Annotated in this window: 25 protein-coding genes; 13 read left to right on the top strand and 12 right to left on the bottom strand. The window is 63.7% G+C overall.

Going from position 1 to position 22917, the window contains the following annotated elements; translation table 11 throughout:
* The first annotated feature begins 34 nt into the window (after window positions 1–34).
* The 5 genes from D3242_RS17230 (at window position 35) to D3242_RS17210 (ending at window position 5654) form a co-directional block, all read left to right on the top strand.
* Window positions 35–1705, top strand: coding sequence for a nitrite/sulfite reductase (locus tag D3242_RS17230; RefSeq protein WP_019861220.1), 1671 nt, complete (start codon window positions 35–37; stop codon window positions 1703–1705).
* Window positions 1680–2444, top strand: coding sequence for a phosphoadenylyl-sulfate reductase (locus D3242_RS17225; RefSeq protein ID WP_064980892.1), 765 nt, complete (start codon window positions 1680–1682; stop codon window positions 2442–2444). The genes D3242_RS17230 and D3242_RS17225 overlap by 26 nt, the downstream gene beginning before the upstream one ends.
* A gap of 170 nt (window positions 2445–2614) precedes the next feature.
* Entirely contained in the window at window positions 2615–3145 is a 531-nt protein-coding gene (locus D3242_RS17220) for a DUF934 domain-containing protein (RefSeq protein WP_019861217.1), read from the top strand.
* A gap of 96 nt (window positions 3146–3241) precedes the next feature.
* Entirely contained in the window at window positions 3242–4849 is a 1608-nt protein-coding gene (locus tag D3242_RS17215; protein ID WP_019861215.1) for a GMC family oxidoreductase, read from the top strand.
* A gap of 184 nt (window positions 4850–5033) precedes the next feature.
* Window positions 5034–5654: a DJ-1/PfpI family protein gene (locus D3242_RS17210; protein WP_010911510.1), complete on the top strand. Its 621-nt coding sequence runs from the start codon at window positions 5034–5036 to the stop codon at window positions 5652–5654.
* Window positions 5655–5823: 169 nt separating this feature from the next.
* Here the strand turns inward: D3242_RS17210 and D3242_RS17205 are convergent, their stop codons facing one another.
* Both D3242_RS17205 and D3242_RS33950 read right to left on the bottom strand, forming a co-directional pair.
* Window positions 5824–6846 (bottom strand): fatty acid desaturase, encoded by a 1023-nt coding sequence (locus D3242_RS17205; protein WP_027047402.1) that lies wholly within the window; start codon window positions 6844–6846, stop codon window positions 5824–5826.
* Window positions 6847–6935: 89 nt separating this feature from the next.
* Entirely contained in the window at window positions 6936–7136 is a 201-nt protein-coding gene (locus D3242_RS33950) for a hypothetical protein (protein WP_019861213.1), read from the bottom strand.
* A 238-nt stretch (window positions 7137–7374) separates the two neighbouring features.
* Here D3242_RS33950 and grpE point away from each other — a divergent pair, with 238 nt between their 5' ends.
* Both grpE and D3242_RS17190 read left to right on the top strand, forming a co-directional pair.
* Window positions 7375–8007, top strand: coding sequence for a nucleotide exchange factor GrpE (gene grpE, locus D3242_RS17195; RefSeq protein WP_019861212.1), 633 nt, complete (start codon window positions 7375–7377; stop codon window positions 8005–8007).
* A gap of 117 nt (window positions 8008–8124) precedes the next feature.
* Window positions 8125–8757, top strand: a complete 633-nt coding sequence (locus D3242_RS17190) for a trimeric intracellular cation channel family protein (protein WP_019861210.1) — start codon at window positions 8125–8127, stop codon at window positions 8755–8757.
* Between the two features lie 71 nt (window positions 8758–8828).
* Here the strand turns inward: D3242_RS17190 and olsB are convergent, their stop codons facing one another.
* The 6 genes from olsB to D3242_RS17160 all read right to left on the bottom strand — a co-directional run bounded on the left by olsB (window position 8829) and on the right by D3242_RS17160 (window position 15910).
* The gene (gene olsB, locus D3242_RS17185) at window positions 8829–9704 is read right to left on the bottom strand and encodes a l-ornithine N(alpha)-acyltransferase (RefSeq protein ID WP_010911504.1); all 876 of its coding nucleotides are present in this window, start codon (window positions 9702–9704) and stop codon (window positions 8829–8831) included.
* A gap of 285 nt (window positions 9705–9989) precedes the next feature.
* Complete coding sequence (locus tag D3242_RS17180) at window positions 9990–12278, bottom strand: PAS domain-containing hybrid sensor histidine kinase/response regulator (protein WP_019861209.1); 2289 nt, start codon at window positions 12276–12278, stop codon at window positions 9990–9992.
* Window positions 12279–12420: 142 nt separating this feature from the next.
* The gene (gene acuI / locus D3242_RS17175) at window positions 12421–13410 is read right to left on the bottom strand and encodes an acrylyl-CoA reductase (NADPH) (RefSeq protein ID WP_064980891.1); all 990 of its coding nucleotides are present in this window, start codon (window positions 13408–13410) and stop codon (window positions 12421–12423) included.
* Between the two features lie 57 nt (window positions 13411–13467).
* Window positions 13468–13959 (bottom strand): signal peptidase II, encoded by a 492-nt coding sequence (gene lspA / locus D3242_RS17170; RefSeq protein WP_064980890.1) that lies wholly within the window; start codon window positions 13957–13959, stop codon window positions 13468–13470.
* A gap of 13 nt (window positions 13960–13972) precedes the next feature.
* Entirely contained in the window at window positions 13973–14830 is an 858-nt protein-coding gene (locus tag D3242_RS17165) for a TrmH family RNA methyltransferase (RefSeq protein WP_064980889.1), read from the bottom strand.
* Window positions 14831–15910 (bottom strand): RsmD family RNA methyltransferase, encoded by a 1080-nt coding sequence (locus tag D3242_RS17160; RefSeq protein ID WP_038649694.1) that lies wholly within the window; start codon window positions 15908–15910, stop codon window positions 14831–14833. It lies immediately after the preceding gene.
* Window positions 15911–16045: 135 nt separating this feature from the next.
* Here D3242_RS17160 and D3242_RS17155 point away from each other — a divergent pair, with 135 nt between their 5' ends.
* The 3 genes from D3242_RS17155 to D3242_RS17145 all read left to right on the top strand — a co-directional run bounded on the left by D3242_RS17155 (window position 16046) and on the right by D3242_RS17145 (window position 17642).
* Window positions 16046–16735: a helix-turn-helix transcriptional regulator gene (locus D3242_RS17155; protein WP_019861204.1), complete on the top strand. Its 690-nt coding sequence runs from the start codon at window positions 16046–16048 to the stop codon at window positions 16733–16735.
* Between the two features lie 77 nt (window positions 16736–16812).
* The gene (locus D3242_RS17150; RefSeq protein ID WP_064980888.1) at window positions 16813–17208 is read left to right on the top strand and encodes a VOC family protein; all 396 of its coding nucleotides are present in this window, start codon (window positions 16813–16815) and stop codon (window positions 17206–17208) included.
* Entirely contained in the window at window positions 17205–17642 is a 438-nt protein-coding gene (locus tag D3242_RS17145) for an EVE domain-containing protein (protein WP_064980887.1), read from the top strand. Before D3242_RS17150 ends, D3242_RS17145 begins: the two co-directional genes overlap by 4 nt.
* Here the strand turns inward: D3242_RS17145 and lhpI are convergent.
* From lhpI to sppA, 4 genes are all read right to left on the bottom strand, one after another.
* Complete coding sequence (gene lhpI, locus D3242_RS17140; protein ID WP_064980886.1) at window positions 17639–18604, bottom strand: bifunctional Delta(1)-pyrroline-2-carboxylate/Delta(1)-piperideine-2-carboxylate reductase; 966 nt, start codon at window positions 18602–18604, stop codon at window positions 17639–17641. The two genes, D3242_RS17145 and lhpI, sit on opposite strands and share 4 nt — an antisense overlap.
* Before the next feature lie 37 nt (window positions 18605–18641).
* Window positions 18642–18998: a DUF1049 domain-containing protein gene (locus tag D3242_RS17135; protein ID WP_019861201.1), complete on the bottom strand. Its 357-nt coding sequence runs from the start codon at window positions 18996–18998 to the stop codon at window positions 18642–18644.
* A 36-nt stretch (window positions 18999–19034) separates the two neighbouring features.
* Window positions 19035–19319 carry an integration host factor subunit beta gene (locus tag D3242_RS17130; RefSeq protein WP_006200394.1) on the bottom strand — a complete coding sequence of 95 codons (285 nt, stop codon included), beginning with the start codon at window positions 19317–19319 and terminating at the stop codon, window positions 19035–19037.
* Between the two features lie 80 nt (window positions 19320–19399).
* Window positions 19400–20356, bottom strand: coding sequence for a signal peptide peptidase SppA (sppA, locus tag D3242_RS17125; protein WP_038653367.1), 957 nt, complete (start codon window positions 20354–20356; stop codon window positions 19400–19402).
* Window positions 20357–20714: 358 nt separating this feature from the next.
* Here sppA and lptC point away from each other — a divergent pair, with 358 nt between their 5' ends.
* The 3 genes from lptC to lptB are packed head-to-tail and all read left to right on the top strand — an operon-like array spanning window position 20715 to window position 22829.
* Complete coding sequence (gene lptC, locus D3242_RS17120) at window positions 20715–21428, top strand: LPS export ABC transporter periplasmic protein LptC (RefSeq protein WP_019861199.1); 714 nt, start codon at window positions 20715–20717, stop codon at window positions 21426–21428.
* Complete coding sequence (locus tag D3242_RS17115) at window positions 21415–22011, top strand: LptA/OstA family protein (protein ID WP_019861198.1); 597 nt, start codon at window positions 21415–21417, stop codon at window positions 22009–22011. Before lptC ends, D3242_RS17115 begins: the two co-directional genes overlap by 14 nt.
* Window positions 22011–22829, top strand: a complete 819-nt coding sequence (gene lptB / locus D3242_RS17110) for an LPS export ABC transporter ATP-binding protein (RefSeq protein ID WP_019861197.1) — start codon at window positions 22011–22013, stop codon at window positions 22827–22829. Before D3242_RS17115 ends, lptB begins: the two co-directional genes overlap by 1 nt.
* Window positions 22830–22917: the final 88 nt, after the last annotated feature.

Below are 22917 nucleotides of genomic sequence, written 5' to 3'. Positions count from 1 at the left end.
GTGAAACGGGCGGACGCGCCCTGAAAGACGAAGCATGTACCGTTACGATGAGTTCGACCACGATTTTGTCCAGGCCCGCGTCGCCGAGTTCAGCGACCAGGTCCAGCGCCGGCTGTCCGGCGAGATATCGGAGGACCAGTTCCGGCCGCTGAGGCTGATGAACGGCGTCTATTTGCAGCTGCACGCCTATATGCTGCGCATCGCGGTGCCCTACGGCACGCTGAACGGCAAGCAGCTGCGCATGCTCGGCCATATCGCCCGCAAATACGACAAGGGCTACGGCCATTTCACCACGCGCCAGAACATCCAGTTCAACTGGCCGGCGCTGTCGGACATTCCGGCGATCCTGGCCGATCTGGCAAGTGTGGAGATGCACGCCATCCAGACCAGCGGCAACTGCATCCGCAACGTCACCGCCGACCACTTTGCCGGTGCCGCCGCCGACGAGGTCGCCGATCCGCGTCCCTATGCGGAGATCCTGCGGCAATGGTCCTCGGTGCATCCGGAATTCTCGTTCCTGCCCAGGAAATTCAAGATCGCGGTGACCGGGGCAGAGCGCGACCGCGCTGCTATCCAGACGCACGATATCGGCCTGCACCTGAAGAAGAACGCCGCGGGCGAGCTTGGCTTTGCCGTCTATGTCGGCGGCGGCCAGGGCCGTACGCCGATGGTGGCACGAAAGATCCGCGATTTCCTGCCGGAAGCCGATCTTCTGTCCTACTGCACGGCGATCCTGCGCGTTTACAACCTCTATGGCCGCCGCGACAACAAGTACAAGGCGCGCATCAAGATCCTGGTGCACGAGACCGGCGTCGAGGAAATCACCCGCCAGGTCGAGGCCGAGTGGCAGGAATTGAAGGACGCCGAGCTGAGGCTGCCGGATGCCGATATCCGGGCCATCCAAGCCTATTTCGCGCCGCCGGCGCTCACTGATCGGCCGGAAGGCGACCAGGCGGTCAAGCTGGCGCGTCTCGATTCCAAAGGCTTCTCGGAGTGGCTCGACCAGAATGTGGTGACGCATCGCCATCCCGACTACGCGGCGGTGACGATTTCGCTCAAGGGCATCGGCGAGGTGCCGGGCGATGCTTCCGACAGCCAGATGGAGGCGGTCGCCGACATCGCCGAGACATACGCTTTCGACGAGCTGCGTGTCAGCCATGAGCAGAACTTGATCCTGCCGCATGTGGCGCGCGCCGACCTCAAGGCGGTCTATGACGCGCTGGTCGATATCGGGCTGGCGACGGCCAACTCCAATTTGATATCGGACATCATCTCGTGCCCCGGCCTCGACTATTGCGCGCTGGCCACCGCACGCTCGATCCCGATCGCGCAGGAAATCTCGCAACGCTTCGCCTCGCTGGAGCGGCAGCGCGAGATCGGCGAACTGAAGCTGAAGATCTCCGGCTGCATCAATGCCTGCGGCCATCACCATGTCGGCCATATCGGCATCCTCGGCGTCGAGAAAAAGGGCTCCGAGCTCTATCAGGTGACGCTGGGCGGTTCGGCCGACGAGAACACCTCGGTCGGCGAAATCATCGGCCGCGGCTTCTCGTCGGAAGAGATCACCGACGCCATCGAGCAGATCGTCGAGACCTATCTCGGCCTTCGGCTCAACCCTCAAGAAAAATTCATCGACGCCTACCGCCGTGTCGGTCCCGCGCCGTTCAAGGAGGCGCTCTATGCTGGCGAAACCAAGGCCGCTTGACCACATCGCCGATGCCGATGACGGCGTCGCCGCCAAGGCGGCGGGATTTGACGCGCTCTATGGCCATCTGAAGCCGATCGAGATCATCGAGCGCTCGGCCCGCGAACTGTTTCACGACGAGATCGCTGCCGTGTCGTCCTTCGGGGCGGATTCGGCGGTGCTGCTGCACATGATCGCGGAGATCGACCGCACGCTGCCGGTCATCTTCCTCGACACCGGCAAACATTTCGAGGAGACGCTCGGCTATCGCGACGCGCTTGTCGCCGATTTCGGCCTGACCAACATCCAGGTCATCAAACCCGAGGAAGCGGCGCTCGCGCGGATCGATCCGACGGGCAATCTGCACCAAAGCAACACCGATGCCTGCTGCGACGTGCGCAAGGTAGAGCCGCTGGCGCGTGGCGTGGCGCCGTTTCGTGCCTGGTTCACCGGCCGCAAGCGCTTCCAGGCCTCGACACGGGCAGCGCTGCCGGTGTTCGAGGCGGTCGGCGCGCGCATCCGCATCAATCCGCTGGCGCACTGGACGACATCGGACCAGGCCGACTACATGCGGGCGCACGCGCTGCGCGAGAATCCGCTGGTCGCCTATGGCTATCTGTCGATCGGCTGTTTCCCCTGCACCCAACCGGTGCAGCCGGGCGAGGATGCGCGCAGCGGCCGCTGGGCCGGTCATGCCAAGACCGAGTGCGGCATTCACCTGTCGGGGCTGGAAGTGTCGCTGACCGACGCATCACTATAGGATGTGCTGATATTCAGGTGAGGCTGGCCTGCAAACGGCAGCTTCCTGCGCTTCCGGTGCTCACGTACTTCAAGTACGCTCCGCTCCGGTTCTCGGAAGCCGCCATTTTAGGCGCAGCCTGACCTGAATCTCAACACATCCTTGGCTCGTTTGAATATTTAGGAATTTTGATGACCGAAACGACGACACCGGAGACCCGGCTCTGGACCCCGCAGGGTTTTCGCGAGGACGAGTGGGCTCATGCCGAAAGTGCCGACGCGCTGTCCGGCAATGGCCGCTTCATCCTGCCGCTGCAGGCGTTCCTCGACCTTGATCCGGAGGTGCGCCGGTCCGCCAAAGAGCGGCTCGGCGTGGTGCTGCAGCCCGGCGATCAACTCGAGAAGATAGCCGACCTTCTCGACCAGCTGTCGCTGGTGGCGCTGGTCTTCCCGGCCTTCAGCGATGGGCGCTCCTTCTCCAAGGCCGAACTGCTGCGCAGCCGCTACCACTTCGAGGGTGCCGTTCGCGCCACCGGCCAGGTGCTGGTCGATCCGTTGCCGCACATGCTGCGTCTCGGCTTCGACGAGTTCGAGATTTCCAACCCGGTGCTGCTGAAGCGCCTGGAAGAGGACCGCACCGGCGGCTTGGGGCTTTACTATCAGCCAGCCGCCGTGCCGGAGCCCAAGGGCCCGAAGTATTCCTGGCGGCGCGTTCGCAGCTGACGTAGGGGTAATTCCACCCATCTTTACATAGGCCGAAATCGAGCCTTCTCTTGGTCATCCGGACGGAAACATCCGCCGGGTACGAGGGAGGAAGTCATGGATTTCGACTATGTCATCGCCGGTGGCGGGTCCGCCGGCTGCACGCTTGCCGCGCGGCTGTCCGAAGATCCATCGAAAACAGTCTGCCTGATCGAAGCCGGCGGCGCGGGCAGCAACCTGCTTATCCGCGCGCCGGCAGGCATCATCGCACTGTTGCCGGGTCGGCCGAAGATCAACAACTGGGCGTTCGAGACTGTGCCGCAGCAGGGTCTTGGCGGCCGCAAGGGCTACCAGCCGCGCGGCAAGGCGCTGGGCGGATCCAGCGCCATCAACGCCATGCTCTACACGCGCGGGCACCGCGGCGACTATGACGAATGGGCCGATCTCGGCTGCGACGGCTGGTCATGGGACGAGGTGCTGCCCTATTTCCGGCGGGCGGAAGGCAATCAACGCGGCGCCGATGCCCTGCATGGCGGTGACGGGCCGCTGCGGGTTGCCGAGCAGCAAGAGCCACGTCCGCTCTCCCGGGCCTTTGTCGAGGCCTGCGGCGAAAACCAGATCCGCCGCAACGATGATTTCAACGGCGTCGAACAGGAGGGTGCCGGGCTTTATCAGGTGACGCAATTCTGGGGCGAACGCCGCAATGGCGAGCGCTGCTCGGCGGCCGCTGCCTATCTGCAACCGGCCATGAACAGGTCGAACCTTACCGTCATCACCGGAGCGCATGCCACGGCGGTCATCCTCGATGGCAAGCGCGCCACCGGCGTGCGGTATCGCGCGGGGAAGGGCGAAGCCGTCGCGAAAGCCAGGCGCGAGGTGATCGTCTGTGGTGGCGCCTTCGGTTCGCCTCAGCTCCTGTTGCTGTCAGGCATTGGCCCGGCTGCCGAGCTCGCCGTGCATGGCATTCCGGTCAGGCATGAACTGCCCGGTGTTGGCAAGAACCTGCAAGATCACCTCGATTTCATCATGGGCTGGACGTCTAGGGATGCCGACATGATGGGCATCGGCCTGCGCGGCCTACCTGGCCTGCTGCGGCACATGCTGCGCTGGCGGAAAGATGGCGGCGGCATGATCGCCACGCCCTATGCCGAAGGCGGTGCCTTCCTCAAATCCGATCCGGCGATCGAACGGCCCGACCTGCAACTGCATTTCTGCATCGCGATCGTGGATGATCATGGCCGGAAGCTGCATATGGGATATGGCTTTTCCTGCCATGTATGCGTGCTGCGGCCGCATTCGCGCGGCGAGGTCGGGTTGTCGACTCATGATCCCATGGCACCGCCGCGCATCGATCCGCGCTTTCTTTCGGACGAACGCGATGCCGGGCTTTTGCTCAAGGGGGTCAGGATGATGCGCGGTATCCTGGAGGCGCCGGCGCTGGCCAGATATCGCCACAAGGAGATCTACACCGCCGGTGTTTCGAGCGACGCGGAACTGATGTCCCACATCCGTGCCCGCGCCGACACTATCTATCACCCGGCCGGCACCTGCAAAATGGGCGTCGACGAGCTGGCGGTGGTCGATCCGCAACTGCGGGTGCACGGGCTCAAGGCCTTGCGGGTCGTCGACGCCTCGGTGATGCCTACGCTGATCGGCGGCAACACCAACGCTCCGACCATCATGATTGCCGAGAAGGCGGCGGACATGATCAAGGCGGCGGCCTGACTGCGGCTCTGGTCGAACCAGCGAAGCTATTTTCGTCTGCCGAGAAGCGCCTTCTGTCGAGAAGGCGGAAAACTGGTCATACCAATTTGGCGATTTGCGCTTTCCCTTTGACCCTGCTGTCCTTAGAATAGGCAATATTATTTCACGACCCGAAATAAATATGGCCGCAAGGGAGGAACCGGGAATGGCTGGCAAGAAGATATTGATGCTCGTTGGCGAGTTCAGCGAGGAGTATGAGATTTTCGTCTTTGAACAGGCCATGCATGCCGTCGGCCACACCGTGCATGTCGTCTGCCCGGACAAGAAGGCCGGCGATGTCCTCAAGACATCTCTGCACGACTTTGAAGGCCACCAGACCTACACGGAAAAGCTCGGCCACGACTACATCCTCAACAAGACGTTTTCCGAGGTGGACCCGGCCAAGTATGACGCCGTCTACGCGGCGGGCGGGCGCGGTCCCGAATACATCCGCATCGACAAGCGGGTGCAGGCGCTGGTGCGGCATTTCCACGAGGCCGGCAAGCCGATCTTCACCATCTGCCATGGCGTGCAGATCCTGATCGCGGTCGATGGTGTCGTGCGGGGCAGGGAAGTGGCGGCACTCCACTATTGCGAGCCGGAAGTGACGTTGGCCGGCGGCATCTACATCGACGTCGCGCCGACCGGCGCCCATGTCGATGGCAATCTGGTGTCAGCCAAGGGCTGGCCGGGCCTGTCCAACTTCATCCGTGAGTGCCTGAAGGTGCTTGGCACCGAAATCCGGCATGGCGAGATCCTGATGCGCGAAGAGCGCCAAGCCGCCTGAACAGGGTTTGCTTCCGCCGCCGCCCCACGGCGCGGCGGTCGTCTTTCTAGGGCGTTTCCCCGTTTCACGGAAACGGCGAACCGCTCTAACTCTATGTTTTGACGCAATTCCCAAGGGAAAGCGCCATGCGCTTCTCCCGGGAAACCGCTCACACTTTTCCTGGAATGCTCTACATCGTCGCCCGTGCCTCGCGGAACGACACCAGCTTGCGGCGGTTCTCGTCCCACAATGCCAGTTTGACGCAGCGCAGGCTGTCGAGCAGCGTGACGCGACCGATGCCGCGCAGTTCCGGATAATCGCGCAGCACTTCCTGCAGCCGGTAGCCCGGCACCTTGGCGGAGAGGTGGTGGACATGATGGACGCCGATATTGCCGGTGAACCAGTTCAGCACCGGCGGCAGGTCGTAATAGGACGAGCCGTGCAAGGCGGCATGCTGGAACTCCCAGTCGTCATCCTTTGCCCACTCCGTCTCCTCGAACTGGTGCTGGACGTAGAACAGCCAGATGCCTGCCGAGCCGGCGAGAATGACGATCGGCAGATGGACGACCAGGAACGCACCGGGACCGACGGTCCAGATAAGCAGGGCCGCCGCAAGCGCGATGGCGAGATTGGTGGTCATCGACGACACCCACGGCGTCAGGCCGCCGCGCATCATGCCGATGGGCAGCCTTTGCGAGAAGATGAACAGCCAGATCGGCCCAAGCCCAAACATCACCAGCGGATGGCGATAGAGCCGATAGGCGAGGCGCCCGCGCCAGGACAATTGCCGGTATTCGGCAACGGTCAGCGTCGTGATGTCGCCCATGCCGCGCTCGTCGAGATTGCCGGCGCTGGCATGATGTGTCGCGTGGGCGCGCCGCCAGCAATCGTAGGGCGTCAGCGTCAGGACGCCGAGCGCGCGGCCGATCCAGTCGTCGGCATAGCGGTTGGCGAAGAAGGAGCCATGGCCGCAATCATGCTGGATCATGAAGATGCGCACCAGGAACCCGGCGGCCGGGAGGATCAGGATCAGCCCCCACCAATGGCCATAGGCATAGGCGGCCGAGGAGAGCGCCCACAGCGTGGCGAAGGGAATGAGGGTGATGGCGAGTTCGACGGCGCTGCGTCGCCGGTCCGGCTTCTTGTAGCGCGCCAAGATCTTCAACCAGGCACGCTTGCTATTGGCGGCCGCATCGGGGGAAATCATGTTCATCAGGAAGCATAGGCGCGGCATGTGGCTACCGCAAGGCAGCCATCACGCAAAATTACTGTGCGTAATTGTCGCGTAAAGAGCGGCGAGAGCTATTGCCGCCGCAATCTGGTACCGCCATCCTCGACCCGATCGAGGCGGTCGAGCAATTGCCTGAAGCGGTCGTGAGTATCGGTTTCGATGCGGAAAGCCGGCAAGGTACGCAGAAAACGCGTCATCGCCTCGGCACCGAACTGGCGCCGGACTTCTGCGGCGAGCCTTTCTCCCTTTTCAGCCTTGTTGCGGGTCATCATTTCAAATCCTGTGTCGGCTCCGAAACTCCTGCAGTAGGGGAATGGTTCCCGCATCACGTTTCCGTGGCAAGCCAAGCCGGCAAGTACAGTAAACTTTGAATTAAAATATAAGCATCGCCATTGATCACCGCCCAGGTCCGGCCAAAGGCTCAATGGTCGCTTACCCCTTGATTTTTGGCTGCCAAACCTCGATATCGGGCACAAAATCCATACCATTCGAGATTGACGGGAAACGGCGATGAGCGACCAGGCAAAAGACGAACGCGCGCCCAGTGAAGCCGAGGCGGTCGAGGCCAATGCCGAGCGCACGGAAGGCAGCATTGACGGCGACTACGAAGCGCTTGTGCGACTGCTGAAGGAAAATGAAGAGCTGAAGGACCGCGCGCTGCGCGTTGCGGCCGAGATGGAGAACCTGCGCCGCCGCACCGCGCGCGACGTGCATGACGCGCGTACCTATGCGGTTGCGAATTTCGCCCGCGACATGCTGTCGGTGTCGGACAATCTGCGCCGCGCGCTGGACGCCATTCCGGCGGAGGCCAAGGCCTCGGGCGACGCCGGCTTCAAGGCGCTGATCGAAGGCGTCGACCTGACCGAGCGCGCCATGCTGTCGGCGCTGGAAAGGCATGGGGTCAAGAAGCTCGCGCCGGAAGGCGAGAAGTTCGATCCCAATTTCCATCAGGCCATGTTCGAAGTGCCCAATCCCGATGTCCCGGCCAACACCGTGGTCCAGGTCGTCCAGCCGGGCTATTCGATCGGCGAGCGCGTGCTGCGTCCGGCCATGGTCGGCGTCGCCAAGGGCGGCCCGAAGATTGCCGCCGAGGCGCCGGTCGAGCCGGGGCCGGTGAATGAGCAGGCGGAGAAGGATGCGTAGCTAGGGGTTAGGCAGTAGGGCAGTAGGGCAGTAGGGAATAAGGCAGCCGTATCAATCGTGCGGCTTCGTGCTATTCATGCGCAGTCCCTAATCCCTACTGCATACTCCCTTACCGCCATGAATCCCATCGCCCTTCTCGATTATGCCGGCGTCGCCGTCTTTGCGGCGACCGGGGCGTTGGCTGCTTCGCGAAAGCAACTCGACATTATCGGTTTCCTGTTCCTGGCCAGCGTCACCGGCATCGGCGGCGGCACGTTTCGCGACCTCATCCTCAATGTGCCGGTCTTCTGGGTGGGAAACCGCGACTATGTGCTGATCTGCGCCGTGGTGGCGGTCCTGGTCTTCTTCACCGCGCATCGCGTCGAATCCCGCTACAAGCTGTTGCTGTGGCTCGACGCCATCGGGCTGGCGGCCTTTTCGGTGATGGGCGCGGCCAAGGGGCTGGCCATCACCGGTTCGCCGGTGGTTTCGATCATCACCGGCATGCTGACCGCGACCTTCGGCGGCATATTGCGCGATCTGCTTGCCGGCGAACCATCGGTGCTGCTGAGGCCGGAGATCTACGTCACGGCCGCTCTGGCGGGCGCCGCCATCTTCACATTGGGTGACGTCGCCGGATTGCCGCAGATCGTCTCGGGGTTGGCCGGCTTCGTCGTGGCGCTCGCCGTACGCGGCGGCGCGCTGCGTTTCGGCTGGTCGTTTCCGTCGTACAGGAGCCGGCCGGGAAGGCGGCCGGAGGATATTCCGTAAGGAGGGGGATAGGGAATAGTCAGTAGTGAGTGGTCAGCGAAGCGTGTATCGTAGCGTCTTGCCTACTGCCCTTACGCCGCAAAGCGTTGCGCTTCCCCGCCATAGTAGTTGACGTAGCGGGCGCCGATCTCCTTGACCGGCATCACCACGAAGACGTCGACGGTCGAGAATTCGCGGTCGATGACGCAGCCGTCGCCGATGCGGGCGCCGACCCTCAGATAGCCCTTCACCAGAGGCGGCATCGCCGCGATCGCCGCCTTGGTGTTGACCGCCTCGATCGGCATCAGGTCCATGGAGCAATAGCGCCCGGACACCGCGCGCACATCCCAGGCCGAATTCGTGCGGCAGTGATGGGCGAGATAGGTGAGCGCCTCGGCATGCGCCGCCGGCACAGTGCCGTGGAAGGAAGCGCAGCCGGTCATCACGCCGATTTCGTAGTGATTGATGTAGGCCCAGATGCCTTGCCACAGCGCCTCGATGGTGCGCTTCGAGCGGTATTCCGGCAGAACGCAGGATCGGCCGAGCTCAAGGAAACGCTGGCCGGGATGGCGGGCGATGAGCTTGGTCAGCTCGAATTCGCCTTCGGAATAGAAGCCCCCGGCGGCGGCCGCGATTTCTTGCCGCAGCAGCCGGTAAGTGCCGACGATGCGGCGGTGTTCGGGGCCGGAAATCGAATTGTCGAAGACGAGCAGATGATCGCAGAGCGGATCGAACCGGTCGGCGTCGCGGCGGTCCTGCACCTGGAACAGGTCCTTGCGGGCGCCAAGCTCGTCGTAGAATACGCGGTAGCGCACTTCCTGCGCGGCCGCGATCTCGGCCTCGTTGCGCGCGAGCCGCACTTCGAGATTGCCGATACGGCCGAGTGCCGCGCCCTTTATGACGGAATCGACATTACGCCCGGCGAGCAAGGCGCTGCTGGCGTTCGGCCGAGTGTCACATTCCGGCATAACTGTATGCACGAGTGATTCTCCTTCGAGCCATCCCTCTTGGCACGGGGATACGGTGTAGGTGCAACAGGATTGTGACAGTACCGTGATAAGGCGTCGCGGGCAATACTTCGTCGGCTGGCGAAAACGGTCAACCGGCTACGTTAGGGGAGGAGAGGCGAGGTGCGTCTCGCGTGCACGGATCAAGTCGCCGCGCCTCAAACCCTTGTTTTCATGGATGTCGCCCTCGGGAAATCGGGGCCACTTTGGGTTGGCATGCATCAGCCGCGGCTGGAAAAAAGCAGATCAAGCAGCAACCTGGCCCTCGACGGCGTTGACAAGCGCATCCGGGTCGAGCGGCTTGGTGACGAAGCCGCTGGCGCCGTGGGCAAGCACCGCATGGCGGGTCTTTTCCTGGCTGTCGGCCGACAGCACCATGATCGGCACGGGCGGCGCCGATGTCTCTTCCTCATGGCGGCGGATCGCGGCAATGGCGTCCAGCCCGTCCATGACCGGCATATGCAGGTCCATCAGCACCACGTCGAAGCGGTGCTTGTGTCCGGCGCTGGTGACGGCCTCGACCGCGGCCTTGCCATTGCCGACTACCTTGACGCGGTGTCCCGCCTTCAACAGCGTGGCGCGGGCCAGCATGGCATTGATGTCGTTGTCCTCGGCGATCAGCACGGACAAGCCCAACTGGCGGTCGCTTGAAGCGCGCAGCGCCGGGGTGCGGCGCTTTTCCGGCTGCGGCTGGGCAAGAGCCGGCGCATGGCTGGTCAAAAGAACACGCAAAAGTGTTCCACCGCGCACCGGCCGGGCCAGGAAGGTCGCGTAGCCGCTGGCGCGGAACTCGCCAAGCATGCCTCGGTCGGTCGGCGCGATCAGCGTGATGGCTTCGCAATCGGAAAAGCCGCCTTGGCGCAACCGCTTGAGCACTCTCCCATCGCTCTCCTCCATGGCCGCGTCGACGAGAAGCACGTCGCAGCCCTCGGCCAGGGGCACGGCCTGAGCCACGGTCGTGGCGATACCGGCCGTGCCGCCATTGGCGCGGATGGTGCGGGCGATGGCGTCGGCCTCGACGGCGTTTCTGGACAGGATCACCGCGCGCCTGCCGGCAAGCACGTTCTGCCGGCCCTGAGGCGCCTCGGTGGCCTCCGTCGCCGGGATTTCGAAGACGAAGTCCGACCCTTGGCCAAGCCGGCTGGAGACCGAAATCGTGCCGCCCATGGCAGTCACCAGCCGCTTGGAGATAGCAAGTCCGAGCCCCGCTCCGCCATGTGCGCGTGTCGAGGTGCCGTCGGCCTGTTCGAACTCCTCGAAGATACGCTCCATGTCCTCTTCGCGCAGGCCGGGACCGGTGTCGGTGATGGTGAAGCAGATGCGATCGCTGGTCTCGGTGCGGGCGCGCGCGATGCTGACCAGCACGCCGCCGCCGTCGGTGAACTTGATGGCGTTGCCGATCAGATTGAGCAGCACCTGCCTGACCCGGCCTGGATCGGCTGTGATCAATTGCGGTACATCCGGTTCGACGTGGCAGCCGAGCCCAATACCCTTCGCGAAGGCGCGCGCGGCGAGCAATTCGATAATGTTGTCGGCGATCTCGCGCACCGACATGGGCTGCGGTTCCGGATCGAAGCGACCGGCCTCGATCTTGGAATAGTCGAGCAGGTCCTCGATCAGGGCGAGCAGGGCGCTGGCCGAGGTCGAGATGGCGCCGACATAGGTCTGCTGTTCCGGCGACAGGCTGGTATCGGCGAGCAGCCTGGCCATGCCCATGATGCCGTTCATCGGCGTGCGGATTTCATGGCTGACCGTGGCGAGGAAGCGCGATTTGGCCTGGCTTGCGTATTCGGCGCGCTCACGCGCGGTGATGAGCGAGGATTCGGCGCGCTTGCGGGCAGTGATGTCGCGGGCGATGGCGCGATGCGATGCCGTGCCGCTGTCTTTGTCGCGCACCGACAGTTCGATCCAGGAGAACCAGCGCGGGCCGCTTGGCGTGCGGATGGCGACGTCGGTGGAACTGAGGCACTCATGGTCGGAAAAGGCGGCATCGGGGACGATGCCGACCTCGATGCCAAGTTCGGCCAGGGTCTTGCCGGCAAGATCGCGCTGATCGGCTTCGACCAGATCGGCGAACACCTTGTTGGCATAGACAATGTGGCCGTCGCGATCGCGATGGATGACGAGGTCGCCCAGCGCATCGATGAGACCGCGAAAGCGCTCCTCGCTTTCCTGCATTTCCCACATGCGGTCGGCCAGCGTCTCGATCTCGGCGCGGCTTCGGGCGGTGGTCTCGTCCAGCAGTACCACGGTACGGTGGACGCTGCGTCTGGCATGGAAATGCATGGCCAGGCCGGCGAGGCCGGTTGCCAGCAAGGCGAGGCTGATGAAGATCGGCGCCCCCGTCAGATGCGCGAGGCCCGCCAGGACCAGGATGGCAACGAAGGTGAGCAGCGGCAGGCCTTCCCGCCTGACCAATTGCTGCTCGGGCACCAGCGGCGGCGCGGCGATGAACCGCCGCGCCGCCGCTGGCGCCGCAACCGCATCGACATCGTCGCCCTTGTTCGCCTGTTGGCTGTCGGATTCCGCGATCATGCGAAACCCTTGCCAGACAGAGATTATGGAAAATTGCGGCGGATCGTTCGAATTTTAGTGGATAGGCGTTTTTGTCCCGACAGCAGCGGATTCGCCACCGGATTAGGCGATCCGTCCGCTGGCTGGAGCCCGCGAGGCGGGCTTACATGTCGACGACGACGCGACCGCGGATCTTGCCGTCGACGATGTCGCGCGCGGCATCCATGATGTTGTCGAAGCCGATGGTCGTGGACAGGCTGGCGAGCTTTTGCAGGTCGAGATCGGCGCCGATGCGCCGCCAGGCCTCGAGGCGCACGGCCTTCGGCGCCATCACCGAATCGATGCCGAGCAGCGAGACGCCGCGCAGGATGAAGGGGGCGACGCTCGACGGCAGGTCCATGCCGCCGGCCAGGCCGCAAGCCGCGACGGCGCCGCCATAGGAAGTCATCGACAGCACATTGGCCAGCGTGTGGCTGCCGACCGAATCGATGCCGCCGGCCCAGCGTTCCTTGGCCAGCGGCTTGGCGGGCTGGCTGAGCTCGTCGCGCGAGATCACCTCGGCGGCGCCGAGATCGATCAGATAGGGGCTTTCGGCATTGCGTCCGGTCGACGCAATGACGTGGTAACCCAGGCTGGACAGGATGGAGACCGCGACCGAACCGACGCCGCCGGCGGCACCTGTCACCACCACCGGGCCGCGATCGGACAGGATGCCGTGCCGCTCCAGCGCCATGACGCAGAGCATGGCGGTATAGCCGGCGGTGCCGACCGCCATCGCGTCATGAGCGCTGATGCCTTCCGGCAGCGGCACCAACCAATCGCCCTTGACTCGGGCGCGCCCGGCATAGGCGCCGAAATGCGTTTCACCGACACCCCAGCCATTCAGGATGACCTTGTCTCCCTTGCGCCAGTCGGGATTGGAGGACGAGATGACCGTGCCGGCGAAGTCGATGCCCGGAACCAGCGGCCAGCGGCGGATCACCGGCGCCTTGCCGGTAATGGCCAGCCCATCCTTGTAGTTCACCGTCGTCGCCTCGACCGCGACGGTGACGTCACCCTCCATCAGGTCGGCCTCGGTGAGGTCCGTCATGGCGACCGACTGTTTCTTGTCGGCGTCGCGCGAGACGAGGATGGCTTTGAATGTTTCGGACATCTTTTTCTCCGCGCGCTTGCTTGGCGTCCTGGATTGTGCGGCGATGGCCGCGTCGGGTCAATCTTTGGAAGGCTTGGTGTTCGAAGGCTCGCGGCGCCAGCCGATGAGTTCGTCGAAGACGACCAGTGCCGCGCCCACGGAAATGAAGGCGTCGGCGAGGTTGAAGACGGCAAAGGACCAGACCGGCGTGTGGAACAGGATGTAGTCGATGACGTGGCCGTAGACGGCGCGATCGATCAGATTGCCCAGCGCGCCGCCGATGATCAGGGCAAAGCCGGTGCGGGCGACGACATGGCCCGATGGCGTGCGGGTGGCGAGGTAGAGCACGAAAGCCACGACCAGAACGGCGATGACCACCAGGCCGGTATCGCCGAAGGAGGAGAACATCGAGAAGGCGATGCCGGTGTTGTAGGTGCGAAACAGCGCCAGGAAGGGCACCAGATCGAGCTTTTCCTGGAATGGCAGGCCGGTCTCGACCAGATGCTTGATCCACTGATCGAGCGCGATGGCCGCGACGACGAGCAGCGCGTAGGGGGACCATGATCTCACGGGCGGGCAACCTTCATTGCTGGTCGGCGATTGGCTCGAGCTTCAGCGCGCCGCGCCGGATCTCGAACAGCATGATGCCCGTGGCGACGGCGAGATTGAGCGAATCTGCGCGGCCCGCTTGCGGGATCCTGAGCAGACGGTCGCAACTCGCCGCCAGGCTTTCGGGCAGTCCCTGTTGCTCATTGCCCATCATCAGCAGCACGGGCCCACGGGAAAAATCGACCGAGCGATAGTCGACCGCACCTTTCAGATGCGTGCCGGCGACAAGGCCAGAAAAGCCGCCGCGCCAGGCAAGGAAGGCCTCGGCCGTTGCCTTCGCCACCGGCACGGCGAAGATCGAACCCATGGTGGCCCGCACCGTCTCCACGGAAAATGGATCCGTCGTGTCGCCGACCAGGATGACACCCTTGGCGCCGACGGCATCGACGGTGCGGATGACGGTGCCGAGATTGCCGGGGTCGCGCACCCGATCGAGCGCCACCCAGACATCGCCATTGTCGGCGCGGATATCCCTGAGGGCGAGGAATCTCTGCGAAAAAACGCCGACCACCATTTGCGGATTGTCGCGGCGGGTGATGGCGACAAGCACCTTTTCCGACACTTCGAGCACCGTGCCGCCGGCGGCAACCGTGCGCGCCGCGACCTTTTCCACCGCAGGGTTGCCGCGCCCGGCCTTGGCGAACACAAGCGTCCTGATCTGCCAGCCCAGGTCGAGCGCATCGATGACCAGCTTCAGCCCCTCCGCCATGAAGGCGTTCTGCTGGTCGCGGAATTTCTTCAGAGCGAGTGCCTTGATGTCCTTGATCAGCGGATTGGCGAGGCTGGTGACTTCCTTCACCTGGCCTGGTGCGCCCACATGCCGTTCGTTCATTCAGGCCACCCAACGCGAAAACAATGAGGTCGAAAGCGCCCTGCCGGCGGACTTTTCGCGGATGATCAGCTCACCCGATTCAACCCTGCCGCCCATGCCGGCGAAGGTGTCGCGCATCAACGCGTGGATGGCGAAGAAGGAGGCGCGGATCGAATAGGCGGTCAACACCACGGCAAGCGGCTTCGGCGTCAGGATCGCGCGGCAGAGATCGGTCAGGGCAGGCAAATCCTCGAACAATTGCCAGACCTCGCCCTTGGGGCCGCGGCCATAGGCCGGCGGGTCGAACAGGATGATGTCGTAGCGGCTGCCGCGGCGTTCCTCGCGCTCGGCGAATTTCACCGCATCGTCGACGATCCAGCGGATCGGCTTGCTGCCCAGCCCGGCCATCTCCTGGTTCTCGCGAGCCCAACCGATCGCCTTCTTCGAGGCGTCGACATGGGTGACCTCGGCGCCGGCGCGGGCCGCCACCAGCGAGGCGAGACCGGTATAGCCGAACAGATTCAATACTTTGACCGGCCGTTTGGCGGCTGCGATCAGCCCGGCCATGTGGTCCCAGTGCGAGGCCTGCTCGGGAAAGACGCCGACATGGCGAAACGAGGTGAAACGGCCGAGATAATCGATGCCGTCATGCTTCATCGGCCAGGTCTCGCCGAGCGGCATCTTCGGGAAACGCCAGCGGCCGATGCCCTCTTCGTCGGTGTCGCCGGTGAAGATGGCGTCGGCACGCTCCCAGTCCCTCGCCGGCAAGGCCTTCTGCCAGATCGCCTGGCCCTCGGGCCGCACGATGCGATAGGGGCCGTATTGTTCGAGTTTCTGGCCGGCGCCGCTGTCGAGCAGCGCATAATCGGCATTCGGCGCCACTTCTAGAATCAGCGGAAGCTGCTCGGCGGGCAGGGCGCCGTCACGGCGGGCAAGGATGCGCGGGGCTGAATTCGGTGCGGACTGGCTGTCCGGTTTCGCGTCACGCGGTTCGCGCGGCCTGGGGTCTGGCCGACCACGCGTCTCGTGCGGACGCACCTCTCCGGTTCCGCTTTTCGCGGTCGGGCGGTTGTCGCGGCGTTTGTCGCGAAAAGACTTCAAGCGGGAGCATCTCCGAGCGGCGTGCCGCTTTTGGCATGAGGACAGCGGCGGTGCAACCAAGTCTGCCACAGCCACCGCTGCTGTTCATGTCGGCCAGCGATGGACCAATGTCAAAGAAACAGGCAAATCTGCCGCATGTCCCGCTCCGAACGCCTGCTCGACCTCATACAGTGCCTGCGCAGGCACCGCCGGCCGGTGAGCGGACGGGTGCTGGCCGATGAGCTCGGGGTCTCGATCCGCACGCTCTACCGCGACATTGCCACGCTGCAGGGGCAGGGCGCGCCGATCGAGGGCGAGGCAGGGCTGGGCTATGTGCTGAAACCCGGCTTCATGCTGCCGCCGCTGATGTTCACCGACGAGGAGATCGAAGCCATTGTGCTCGGTTCGCGCTGGGTTGCCAAGCAGCCGGACCAGCGTCTCTCAGTCGCTGCCGCCAATGCGCTTGCCAAGATCGCGGCCGTGCTGCCGGACGATCTGCGCGAGGATCTCGATGCCTCGACCCTGCTGGTCGGGCCGCCGATGACGGCGATTGAAGGCATAGACCTCGGCGTCGTGCGGCAAGCCATCCGCAACGAGCGCAAACTCGGCTTTCTTTATCGCGATGCCGGGGGTGCTGCTTCGCAACGTGTGGTCTGGCCGTTCGCGCTCGGCTTCTTCGACAAGGTGCGGGTGGTGGTGGCGTGGTGCGAGATGCGGCAGGATTTCCGGCATTTTCGCACCGATCGCATATCCGGCCTCGACGCCATCGATGCGCGCTATCCGCGTCGCCGCCAGGCGCTGCTCAAGGAGTGGCGGGCGACGCTCGACAAGCCACGCGGCCCATGAAGGCTACTGCCAAAATCTGACAGTAGCCTATTCTATATCAGCCAAGTCGAAACGTCGAAACAGCTTGGAGAACAGATATGGCCACCCCGAATTTCGTCATCCTCTATGTCGACCAGCCGCTCAAGAGCGGCGCCTTCTACAGCGCGCTGCTGGGTCGCGAGCCGGTCGAAAGCGCGCCGACCTTCGTGCTGTTCGTGCTCGACAACGGCTTCAAGCTCGGCCTCTGGTCGCGCCATACGGTCGAGCCGGCGGCGGCTGCGTCCGGTGGCGGCGGCGAGATCGTGTTTGCGCTGGAGACGCCGGACGCGGTCGACGCTACCCATGCCGACTGGTCAAGGCGCGGTTTGAAGATCCTGCAGACGCCGACCGACCTGGATTTCGGCCGCACTTTCGTTGCGCTCGATCCCGACAACCACCGCCTGCGCGTCTACTGGCTGTCCGACGGACAACAGGCCGATGGAGAACAAAAATGAGCGCCTATTGGATCGCCGTGGCGTCGGCCGAACATGTCCGGCGCGGCCGCAAGGACGGTTTCATGCAGGTCAACCACGGCAAGGCGGCGCCGCTGCGTCGCGTCAAACCCGGCGACGGCATCGTCTACTATTCGCCGACCACAATCTTGCGCGAAAAAGACGGCCTGCAGGCGTTCACGGCAATCGGCACGGTGCGGGACGGCGAACCCTATCAAGGCGAAATGGGCGGCGGCTTCACGCCGTTCCGGCGCGATGTCGAATGGGCGACGGCTGAAGAAGCGCCGATCAAGCCGTTGCTCGAACGGCTGGACTTCACCGCCGGCAAGTCGAATTGGGGATATCAGCTGCGCTTCGGCCTGTTCGAAATCACCGATCACGATTTTCGTCTGATCGGGGAGGCAATGGGTGCCGAAACGCAGGGCGCAGTGAGCTAGGCCTTCAGCGCGTTATAAACGGCAATGCCGGCGGCGAGGTCCTCGAGTGCCGCGCCGACCGACTTGAACAGCGTGATCTCATCAGCGCTTCGGCGACCTTCGCCCTGGCCGCGCGCCAGTTCGTGCAAATCGGCGACGATGGCGTCCGGCTTCAGCACGCCGGAGGCCAGCGGCTGGACGATGTCGCCGGCTTCCTTGGTGGCGCCGGAGCGGGTGTCGACATAGACGCGGGCGCGGGCGATGGCATCGTCATCACTTTCACGCATCGTCGGGGTGAAGCCGCCGACCAGGTCGACATGGGTGCCTGGCCGCAACAGAGCGCCCTTGATCAGCGGCGTGGTGGTGATCGTCGCCGAGGAAACGATATCGGCCTCGCCAAGTTCGGCATCGAAGTCGGTCGCGGCACTGGCCGCAAAGCCGTCGGCGCGCAAATCGGCCGCGACCTTCTCGGCGTTTGCCGGGGTGCGGTTCCAGATGCGGATGGTTTTGATCGGCCGCACGGCCGAATGCGCCTTGGCCAGGAACGGCGACAGGGCGCCCGCGCCGACCACAAGCAGCCGCGAGGCGTCATCGCGGGCAAGGTAGGACGCCGCCAGTGCCGAGGCGCAGGCGGTGCGCCACTGCGTCAGCCGCTGGCCGTCGATCAGGGCTTCCGGTTCGCCGGTTGCGCCATCGAGCAGCAGATAGAGCCCCATTACGGCGGGCTTGCCGATGGCGTTGTTGTCGGGCGAGACGGTGACGATCTTGACGCCGATATGGCCACCGGAAGACGTGCCGGCGGCGTTGAAATCGGTCCATGCCGGCATCAGCAGCAAGGTCGAGGCCGCACCATCGGGTCGTTCGACCGCGTGATGATGCCTGACCGGCTGCACCGCACCCTCGCGGAATGCCGTGCGCAAGGTCTCGACCAGTCCAGGAAAGGTCAGTGCATGATCGACCTCGGCGGCCGAAATGGTCAGCATGAAAGGCTCCGTGGAACGAAAGGCACCGGGGGACGGCTTAATTGGTCGGCTTTGGCAATGCCGATCCTTGGGCCGATCCCTGGGTTGATCCTTGCGGCACTGATGGCGCGCGGCTGACCGCCTGGCGCAGGTTTTCCGCCTCGACGCCGCGCTGGCGCGCCAGTTTGCGGTAGCGGCCCTGCTTGACCCAGGTCGCCAGGCTGCCGACGATCATGCCGATGGCAAGCGCCAGGAACAGGAAAATGAACAGCGGCAAGGTGAGCGTCAGCTTCGGATTGCCGGGATTGAACGGGTCCAGCGTGAAGGCGACGAGTTCGCGGTTGGCGACGGCCAGCGCGATCAGAATGATCGCCAGGGGCACGAAGACCACGATGAGCATGAAACGATTGAGCATTGTGTTTTCCGTCGGCAGCTGGCGCTGTAGCCGCGCCTACTTGCCGCCGTTCAGCCTTTCGCGCAGTTCCTTGCCGGTCTTGAAGAACGGCACCCACTTCTCCTCGACCTCGACGGATTCGCCTGTGCGCGGGTTGCGGCCGGTGCGGGCGGGGCGGTTTTTCACCGAAAAGGCACCGAATCCGCGCAACTCGACCCGGTTGCCTTCAGCGAGAGCGTCGGTGATCTCGTCGAAGATCGCGCCGACGATGTTTTCGACGTCGCGCAGGAAAAGATGCGGATTGCGCGTGGCAATAATCTGCACAAGTTCGGACTTGATCATCAGACGGGTCCCCGTGAAAGCAGTTCGGTCAAAATTATGAGGATGATTTTATTGGCTTTTTCAGCTGTTCCAAACGGCGCTCAAGGGTGCCAGACAGAAACGAGGCCGTCAAGAAACAAGCGGTCGGCGCCAAGTTCGTGGATGACATCACTGCTGTAGTCCGGCAGGCCGAGTGCGCTGCCGAGCGTTTTCACCATGGCTTTTGACCACAGGAAGCTGCCGCGCCGCTCCGTGTCCTTCCATTCGACCACCTTGAGCTTGGCGTCAACGCCCTTGGTCGCCAGCCAGTCGATCGCCTCGGTTTCGCCGCCGACGGCGTCGATCAGCCCGTTGGCGACACCCTGGCGGCCGGTGAAGATCGATCCGTCGGCAAGCGCCAGCGCCTGTTCGTGGGTCATCTTGCGGCGTTCGGCGACGATGCCGACAAACCAGTCGTAGCTGTCGAGGATGAGCTTGCGGACCATGGCGCGCTCGTCGTCATTGGTCGGCTTGAAAGGAGAGGGCGAAGCCTTGAGCGGCGAGGATTTCACTTCCTCCAGCTTGATGCCGAGCTTGTCCATCAGGCCGCTGACGTCGGGATACTGGATCAGCACGCCGATCGAACCGACGATCGAGGTCTTGCGGGCGACAATGTGGTCGGCCGCGCTTGCGATCATATAGCCCGCCGATGCGGCGAGCGTGCCGACTTCGGCCACAACCGGCTTGTCGGCTGCCACCTTGCGCACTTCCTCGTAGATCGATTCACCGCCGACGGTGGTGCCGCCGGGTGAATCGATCGCCAGGATCACGCCCTTCACCTTCGACGACTTGCGGATGTCTTCCAGACGCTTGATCAGTTCCTCGTCCTCGGTGATCGTGCCTTCGATCCTGACCTTGGCGATATGGTCGACAGCCGAGCCGCCGAGATCGTCGCGATAGAACCAGGCCGACAGCGCGATCACTCCGAGGGCGACGATGCCGATGGCCGCAACACGCCAGAATGTCAGCTTGCGCCGCAAACGGCGGCGGTCGATCAGGTCGTCGGCTCTCAATGCCATGGTCAGCCTCACAGTCGGCGGGAAGAGACGCTTTTAGACCATGATGTCTTCATCGGGAAGCAGTTCCGTCTTGCCTATGGCGCGGCAATCCGCCCGCGGTGACTCCAACACTGTCCTTTTTGTGACTGGCCTGTGCAAGGGGCGCGAGGTAAAGGGGAGGAGCAGCGGTGATGAAAAAAGGCGCAGGCGCGCCCATTTCTGCTATGAAGTACCGGCTGTTGTGCCGACCTCGTTTTCGTTTGTACAACTACAGTTGTCACATTTTTGCGGTTTTCGTGGGCTTGTGCTTGCTTGAGAGTGCCGGCCCCCCACCTATAGGCGGTGTTCCTTGGCGGGCAGGGTCTAGAAGAAAGCAGTCATGTTAGCGCGATCGAATGAATCGACCAGCCCCGAGACGGCGTTGGCTCCCCCGGCGGATGGCTGGACGCGGGGCGACGCGTTCGACCGCGCCCAGCGTCATTCGCGCCGCGTGCGCGTGCTCAAATTTGCCGTGCCCCTGGCCGCGGCGCTGATCGCCGTCGCCTTCCCGATCTATTCCTATCTGGCCGCCCCCGTCTCGGTCGCGGTGCAGTCGGAAGGTGCGGCCTTTTCCAATGGCAAGCTGGTGATGGCCAATCCCAAGCTCAACGGTTTCACCAAGCAGAAGCAGCCCTATTCGATGACAGCCCTGCGGGCGATCCAGGATGTCAATACGCAAGGCATCATCGAGCTCGAAGGCATAGACGCCAAGGTGCCGGTCGGGCCGGACAATGTCGCTGCCATCAAAGCCTCGCACGGTATCTACGATCGCGACGGCAATACGATGAAAATGACCAGCGACGTCATGATCACCACGACAGACGGCATGCAAGCCAAGTTCAAATCGGTCTTCCTCGACATGGGCAAAGGCACTATGAAGACGGACGACCCCGTCGACGTCAGCAGTGGCGGGTCGCAGATCACAGCGGATTCCCTGTCGGTCCAGGACAATGGCAAGATCCTGGTGTTCGAGAAGAGGGTGCGCGTCAACATCGACCCCGCCAGCGTGAAGGCGGCTGAGGCAAAGGGCGAAGAATCGAATGTGGCACAATAGTTCGACACGGCTTGCGGCCGCAACTTCGGCGCTGCTTCTGCTGGGCCTTGTGCCGTCGCTGGCGCAGTCGGGTGCCAGCAGCCAGTCCGGGCTCAAATTGTCCGGCGACAAGCCAATCCAGATCGAAAGCGACAAGCTGGAGGTGCGGCAGGCCGAGAACGTCGCCGTGTTCACCGGCAACGTCACCGTCGTCCAGGGGCCAACCCTGCTCAAGGCCGGCAAGATGACGGTCTATTATGTCAAGGATCCCAACGCGGCCGCCAAGGGCACCGAAGCGGCGGGTGCCGCAATGACCGGCTCCGCCAACATCGATCACCTCGAAGTCAGCAGCAAGGTCTACATCAAGTCGGATGATCAGGTTGCGACGGGCGACAATGGCACCTTCGACATGAAGACGCAGGTGCTGGTCCTGTCCGGCAAGGAAGTGGTGCTGTCGCAAGGCCCCAACGTGCTCAAGGGCTGCAAGCTGACCGTGCAAATGAAGACTGGCCTAGCCAACGTCGACGGTTGCGGGGGACGTGTCATCATGTCGATGACGCCGCCGAAATCGGATGCGCCAAAGGCGGGAGCGACGAACCCCTGATGGCCAGCCTGTCATCGCTGACGGCGCGTCTTCCGGGACGCGCCGCAGCCAAGGTTTCGGCTCCGGCCACGATCACCGTCGACAAGGCGAAGTTCAAGGGAACCTTGATCGCCAAGGGCCTGACCAAGAGCTACAAGGGCCGCAAGGTGGTCAGCGGGGTCACGCTCGGCGTGCGCGCCGGCGAGGCCGTCGGGCTGCTCGGCCCCAACGGCGCCGGCAAGACGACCTGTTTCTACATGGTCACCGGCCTCGTGCCGGTGGATGAAGGCACGATCGAGATCGACGGCTTCGACGTCACCTCGATGCCGATGTATCGTCGCGCCCGCCTCGGCATCGGCTATCTGCCGCAGGAGGCGTCGATCTTCCGAGGCCTCAACGTCGAGCAGAATATCCGCGCGGTGCTCGAAGTGGTCGAAAAGGACCGCAAGGTGCGCGAGCGCAATCTCGACGAACTGCTCGAGGAATTCCACATCAGCCATCTGCGCAAGGCGCCATCCATGTCGCTCTCCGGCGGCGAGCGGCGGCGCCTGGAAATCGCACGCGCGCTGGCGACACGCCCGGCCTACATGCTGCTCGACGAGCCCTTTGCCGGCATCGATCCGATCGCCGTCGCCGATATCCAGCAGCTGGTGCGCCATTTGACGGCGCGCGGCATCGGCGTCCTCATCACCGACCACAATGTGCGCGAGACGCTCGGGTTGATCGACCGTGCCTACATCATCCATGCCGGCCAGGTGCTGACCCATGGCCGTGCCGACGAGGTGGTGGCGAACCCGGATGTGCGGCGGCTTTACCTCGGCGAGGGCTTTACGCTCTGACCTTTTTCTCATGCAATTCCGGGCGGACCATCGTTTCCGGAGATTTGCCTTAGGCGTGAAATTTGTTTCCTGACACGATTTTTTGCGT

Source organism: Mesorhizobium jarvisii (assembly GCF_003601985.1).
GTDB lineage: Bacteria > Pseudomonadota > Alphaproteobacteria > Rhizobiales > Rhizobiaceae > Mesorhizobium > Mesorhizobium jarvisii.
The sequence above is the reverse complement of the archived record's forward strand: the minus strand, read 5'-3'. Positions and strand labels throughout refer to the sequence as shown.

What these genes read in the sequence shown, in the direction of transcription:
- D3242_RS17225 (WP_064980892.1), top strand. Translation starts at nt 1,680, where the DNA reads ATGCTGGCGAAACCAAGGCCGCTTGACCACATCGCCGATGCCGATGAC.
- lhpI (WP_064980886.1), bottom strand. Translation starts at nt 18,604, where the DNA reads ATGCTGACCATTTCGGCCGCCGAGGTCGATCATGCACTGACCTTTCCT.
- D3242_RS17210 (WP_010911510.1), top strand. Translation starts at nt 5,034, where the DNA reads ATGGCTGGCAAGAAGATATTGATGCTCGTTGGCGAGTTCAGCGAGGAG.
- lptB (WP_019861197.1), top strand. Translation starts at nt 22,011, where the DNA reads ATGGCCAGCCTGTCATCGCTGACGGCGCGTCTTCCGGGACGCGCCGCA.
- olsB (WP_010911504.1), bottom strand. Translation starts at nt 9,704, where the DNA reads ATGCCGGAATGTGACACTCGGCCGAACGCCAGCAGCGCCTTGCTCGCC.
- acuI (WP_064980891.1), bottom strand. Translation starts at nt 13,410, where the DNA reads ATGTCCGAAACATTCAAAGCCATCCTCGTCTCGCGCGACGCCGACAAG.
- D3242_RS17145 (WP_064980887.1), top strand. Translation starts at nt 17,205, where the DNA reads ATGAGCGCCTATTGGATCGCCGTGGCGTCGGCCGAACATGTCCGGCGC.
- D3242_RS17130 (WP_006200394.1), bottom strand. Translation starts at nt 19,319, where the DNA reads ATGATCAAGTCCGAACTTGTGCAGATTATTGCCACGCGCAATCCGCAT.
- D3242_RS17230 (WP_019861220.1), top strand. Translation starts at nt 35, where the DNA reads ATGTACCGTTACGATGAGTTCGACCACGATTTTGTCCAGGCCCGCGTC.
- D3242_RS17180 (WP_019861209.1), bottom strand. Translation starts at nt 12,278, where the DNA reads ATGATCGCGGAATCCGACAGCCAACAGGCGAACAAGGGCGACGATGTC.
- D3242_RS17205 (WP_027047402.1), bottom strand. Translation starts at nt 6,846, where the DNA reads ATGAACATGATTTCCCCCGATGCGGCCGCCAATAGCAAGCGTGCCTGG.
- lptC (WP_019861199.1), top strand. Translation starts at nt 20,715, where the DNA reads ATGTTAGCGCGATCGAATGAATCGACCAGCCCCGAGACGGCGTTGGCT.
- D3242_RS17190 (WP_019861210.1), top strand. Translation starts at nt 8,125, where the DNA reads ATGAATCCCATCGCCCTTCTCGATTATGCCGGCGTCGCCGTCTTTGCG.
- D3242_RS17155 (WP_019861204.1), top strand. Translation starts at nt 16,046, where the DNA reads ATGTCCCGCTCCGAACGCCTGCTCGACCTCATACAGTGCCTGCGCAGG.
- D3242_RS17135 (WP_019861201.1), bottom strand. Translation starts at nt 18,998, where the DNA reads ATGCTCAATCGTTTCATGCTCATCGTGGTCTTCGTGCCCCTGGCGATC.
- grpE (WP_019861212.1), top strand. Translation starts at nt 7,375, where the DNA reads ATGAGCGACCAGGCAAAAGACGAACGCGCGCCCAGTGAAGCCGAGGCG.
- D3242_RS17215 (WP_019861215.1), top strand. Translation starts at nt 3,242, where the DNA reads ATGGATTTCGACTATGTCATCGCCGGTGGCGGGTCCGCCGGCTGCACG.
- D3242_RS33950 (WP_019861213.1), bottom strand. Translation starts at nt 7,136, where the DNA reads ATGATGACCCGCAACAAGGCTGAAAAGGGAGAAAGGCTCGCCGCAGAA.
- D3242_RS17220 (WP_019861217.1), top strand. Translation starts at nt 2,615, where the DNA reads ATGACCGAAACGACGACACCGGAGACCCGGCTCTGGACCCCGCAGGGT.
- D3242_RS17165 (WP_064980889.1), bottom strand. Translation starts at nt 14,830, where the DNA reads ATGAACGAACGGCATGTGGGCGCACCAGGCCAGGTGAAGGAAGTCACC.
- sppA (WP_038653367.1), bottom strand. Translation starts at nt 20,356, where the DNA reads ATGGCATTGAGAGCCGACGACCTGATCGACCGCCGCCGTTTGCGGCGC.
- D3242_RS17115 (WP_019861198.1), top strand. Translation starts at nt 21,415, where the DNA reads ATGTGGCACAATAGTTCGACACGGCTTGCGGCCGCAACTTCGGCGCTG.
- D3242_RS17150 (WP_064980888.1), top strand. Translation starts at nt 16,813, where the DNA reads ATGGCCACCCCGAATTTCGTCATCCTCTATGTCGACCAGCCGCTCAAG.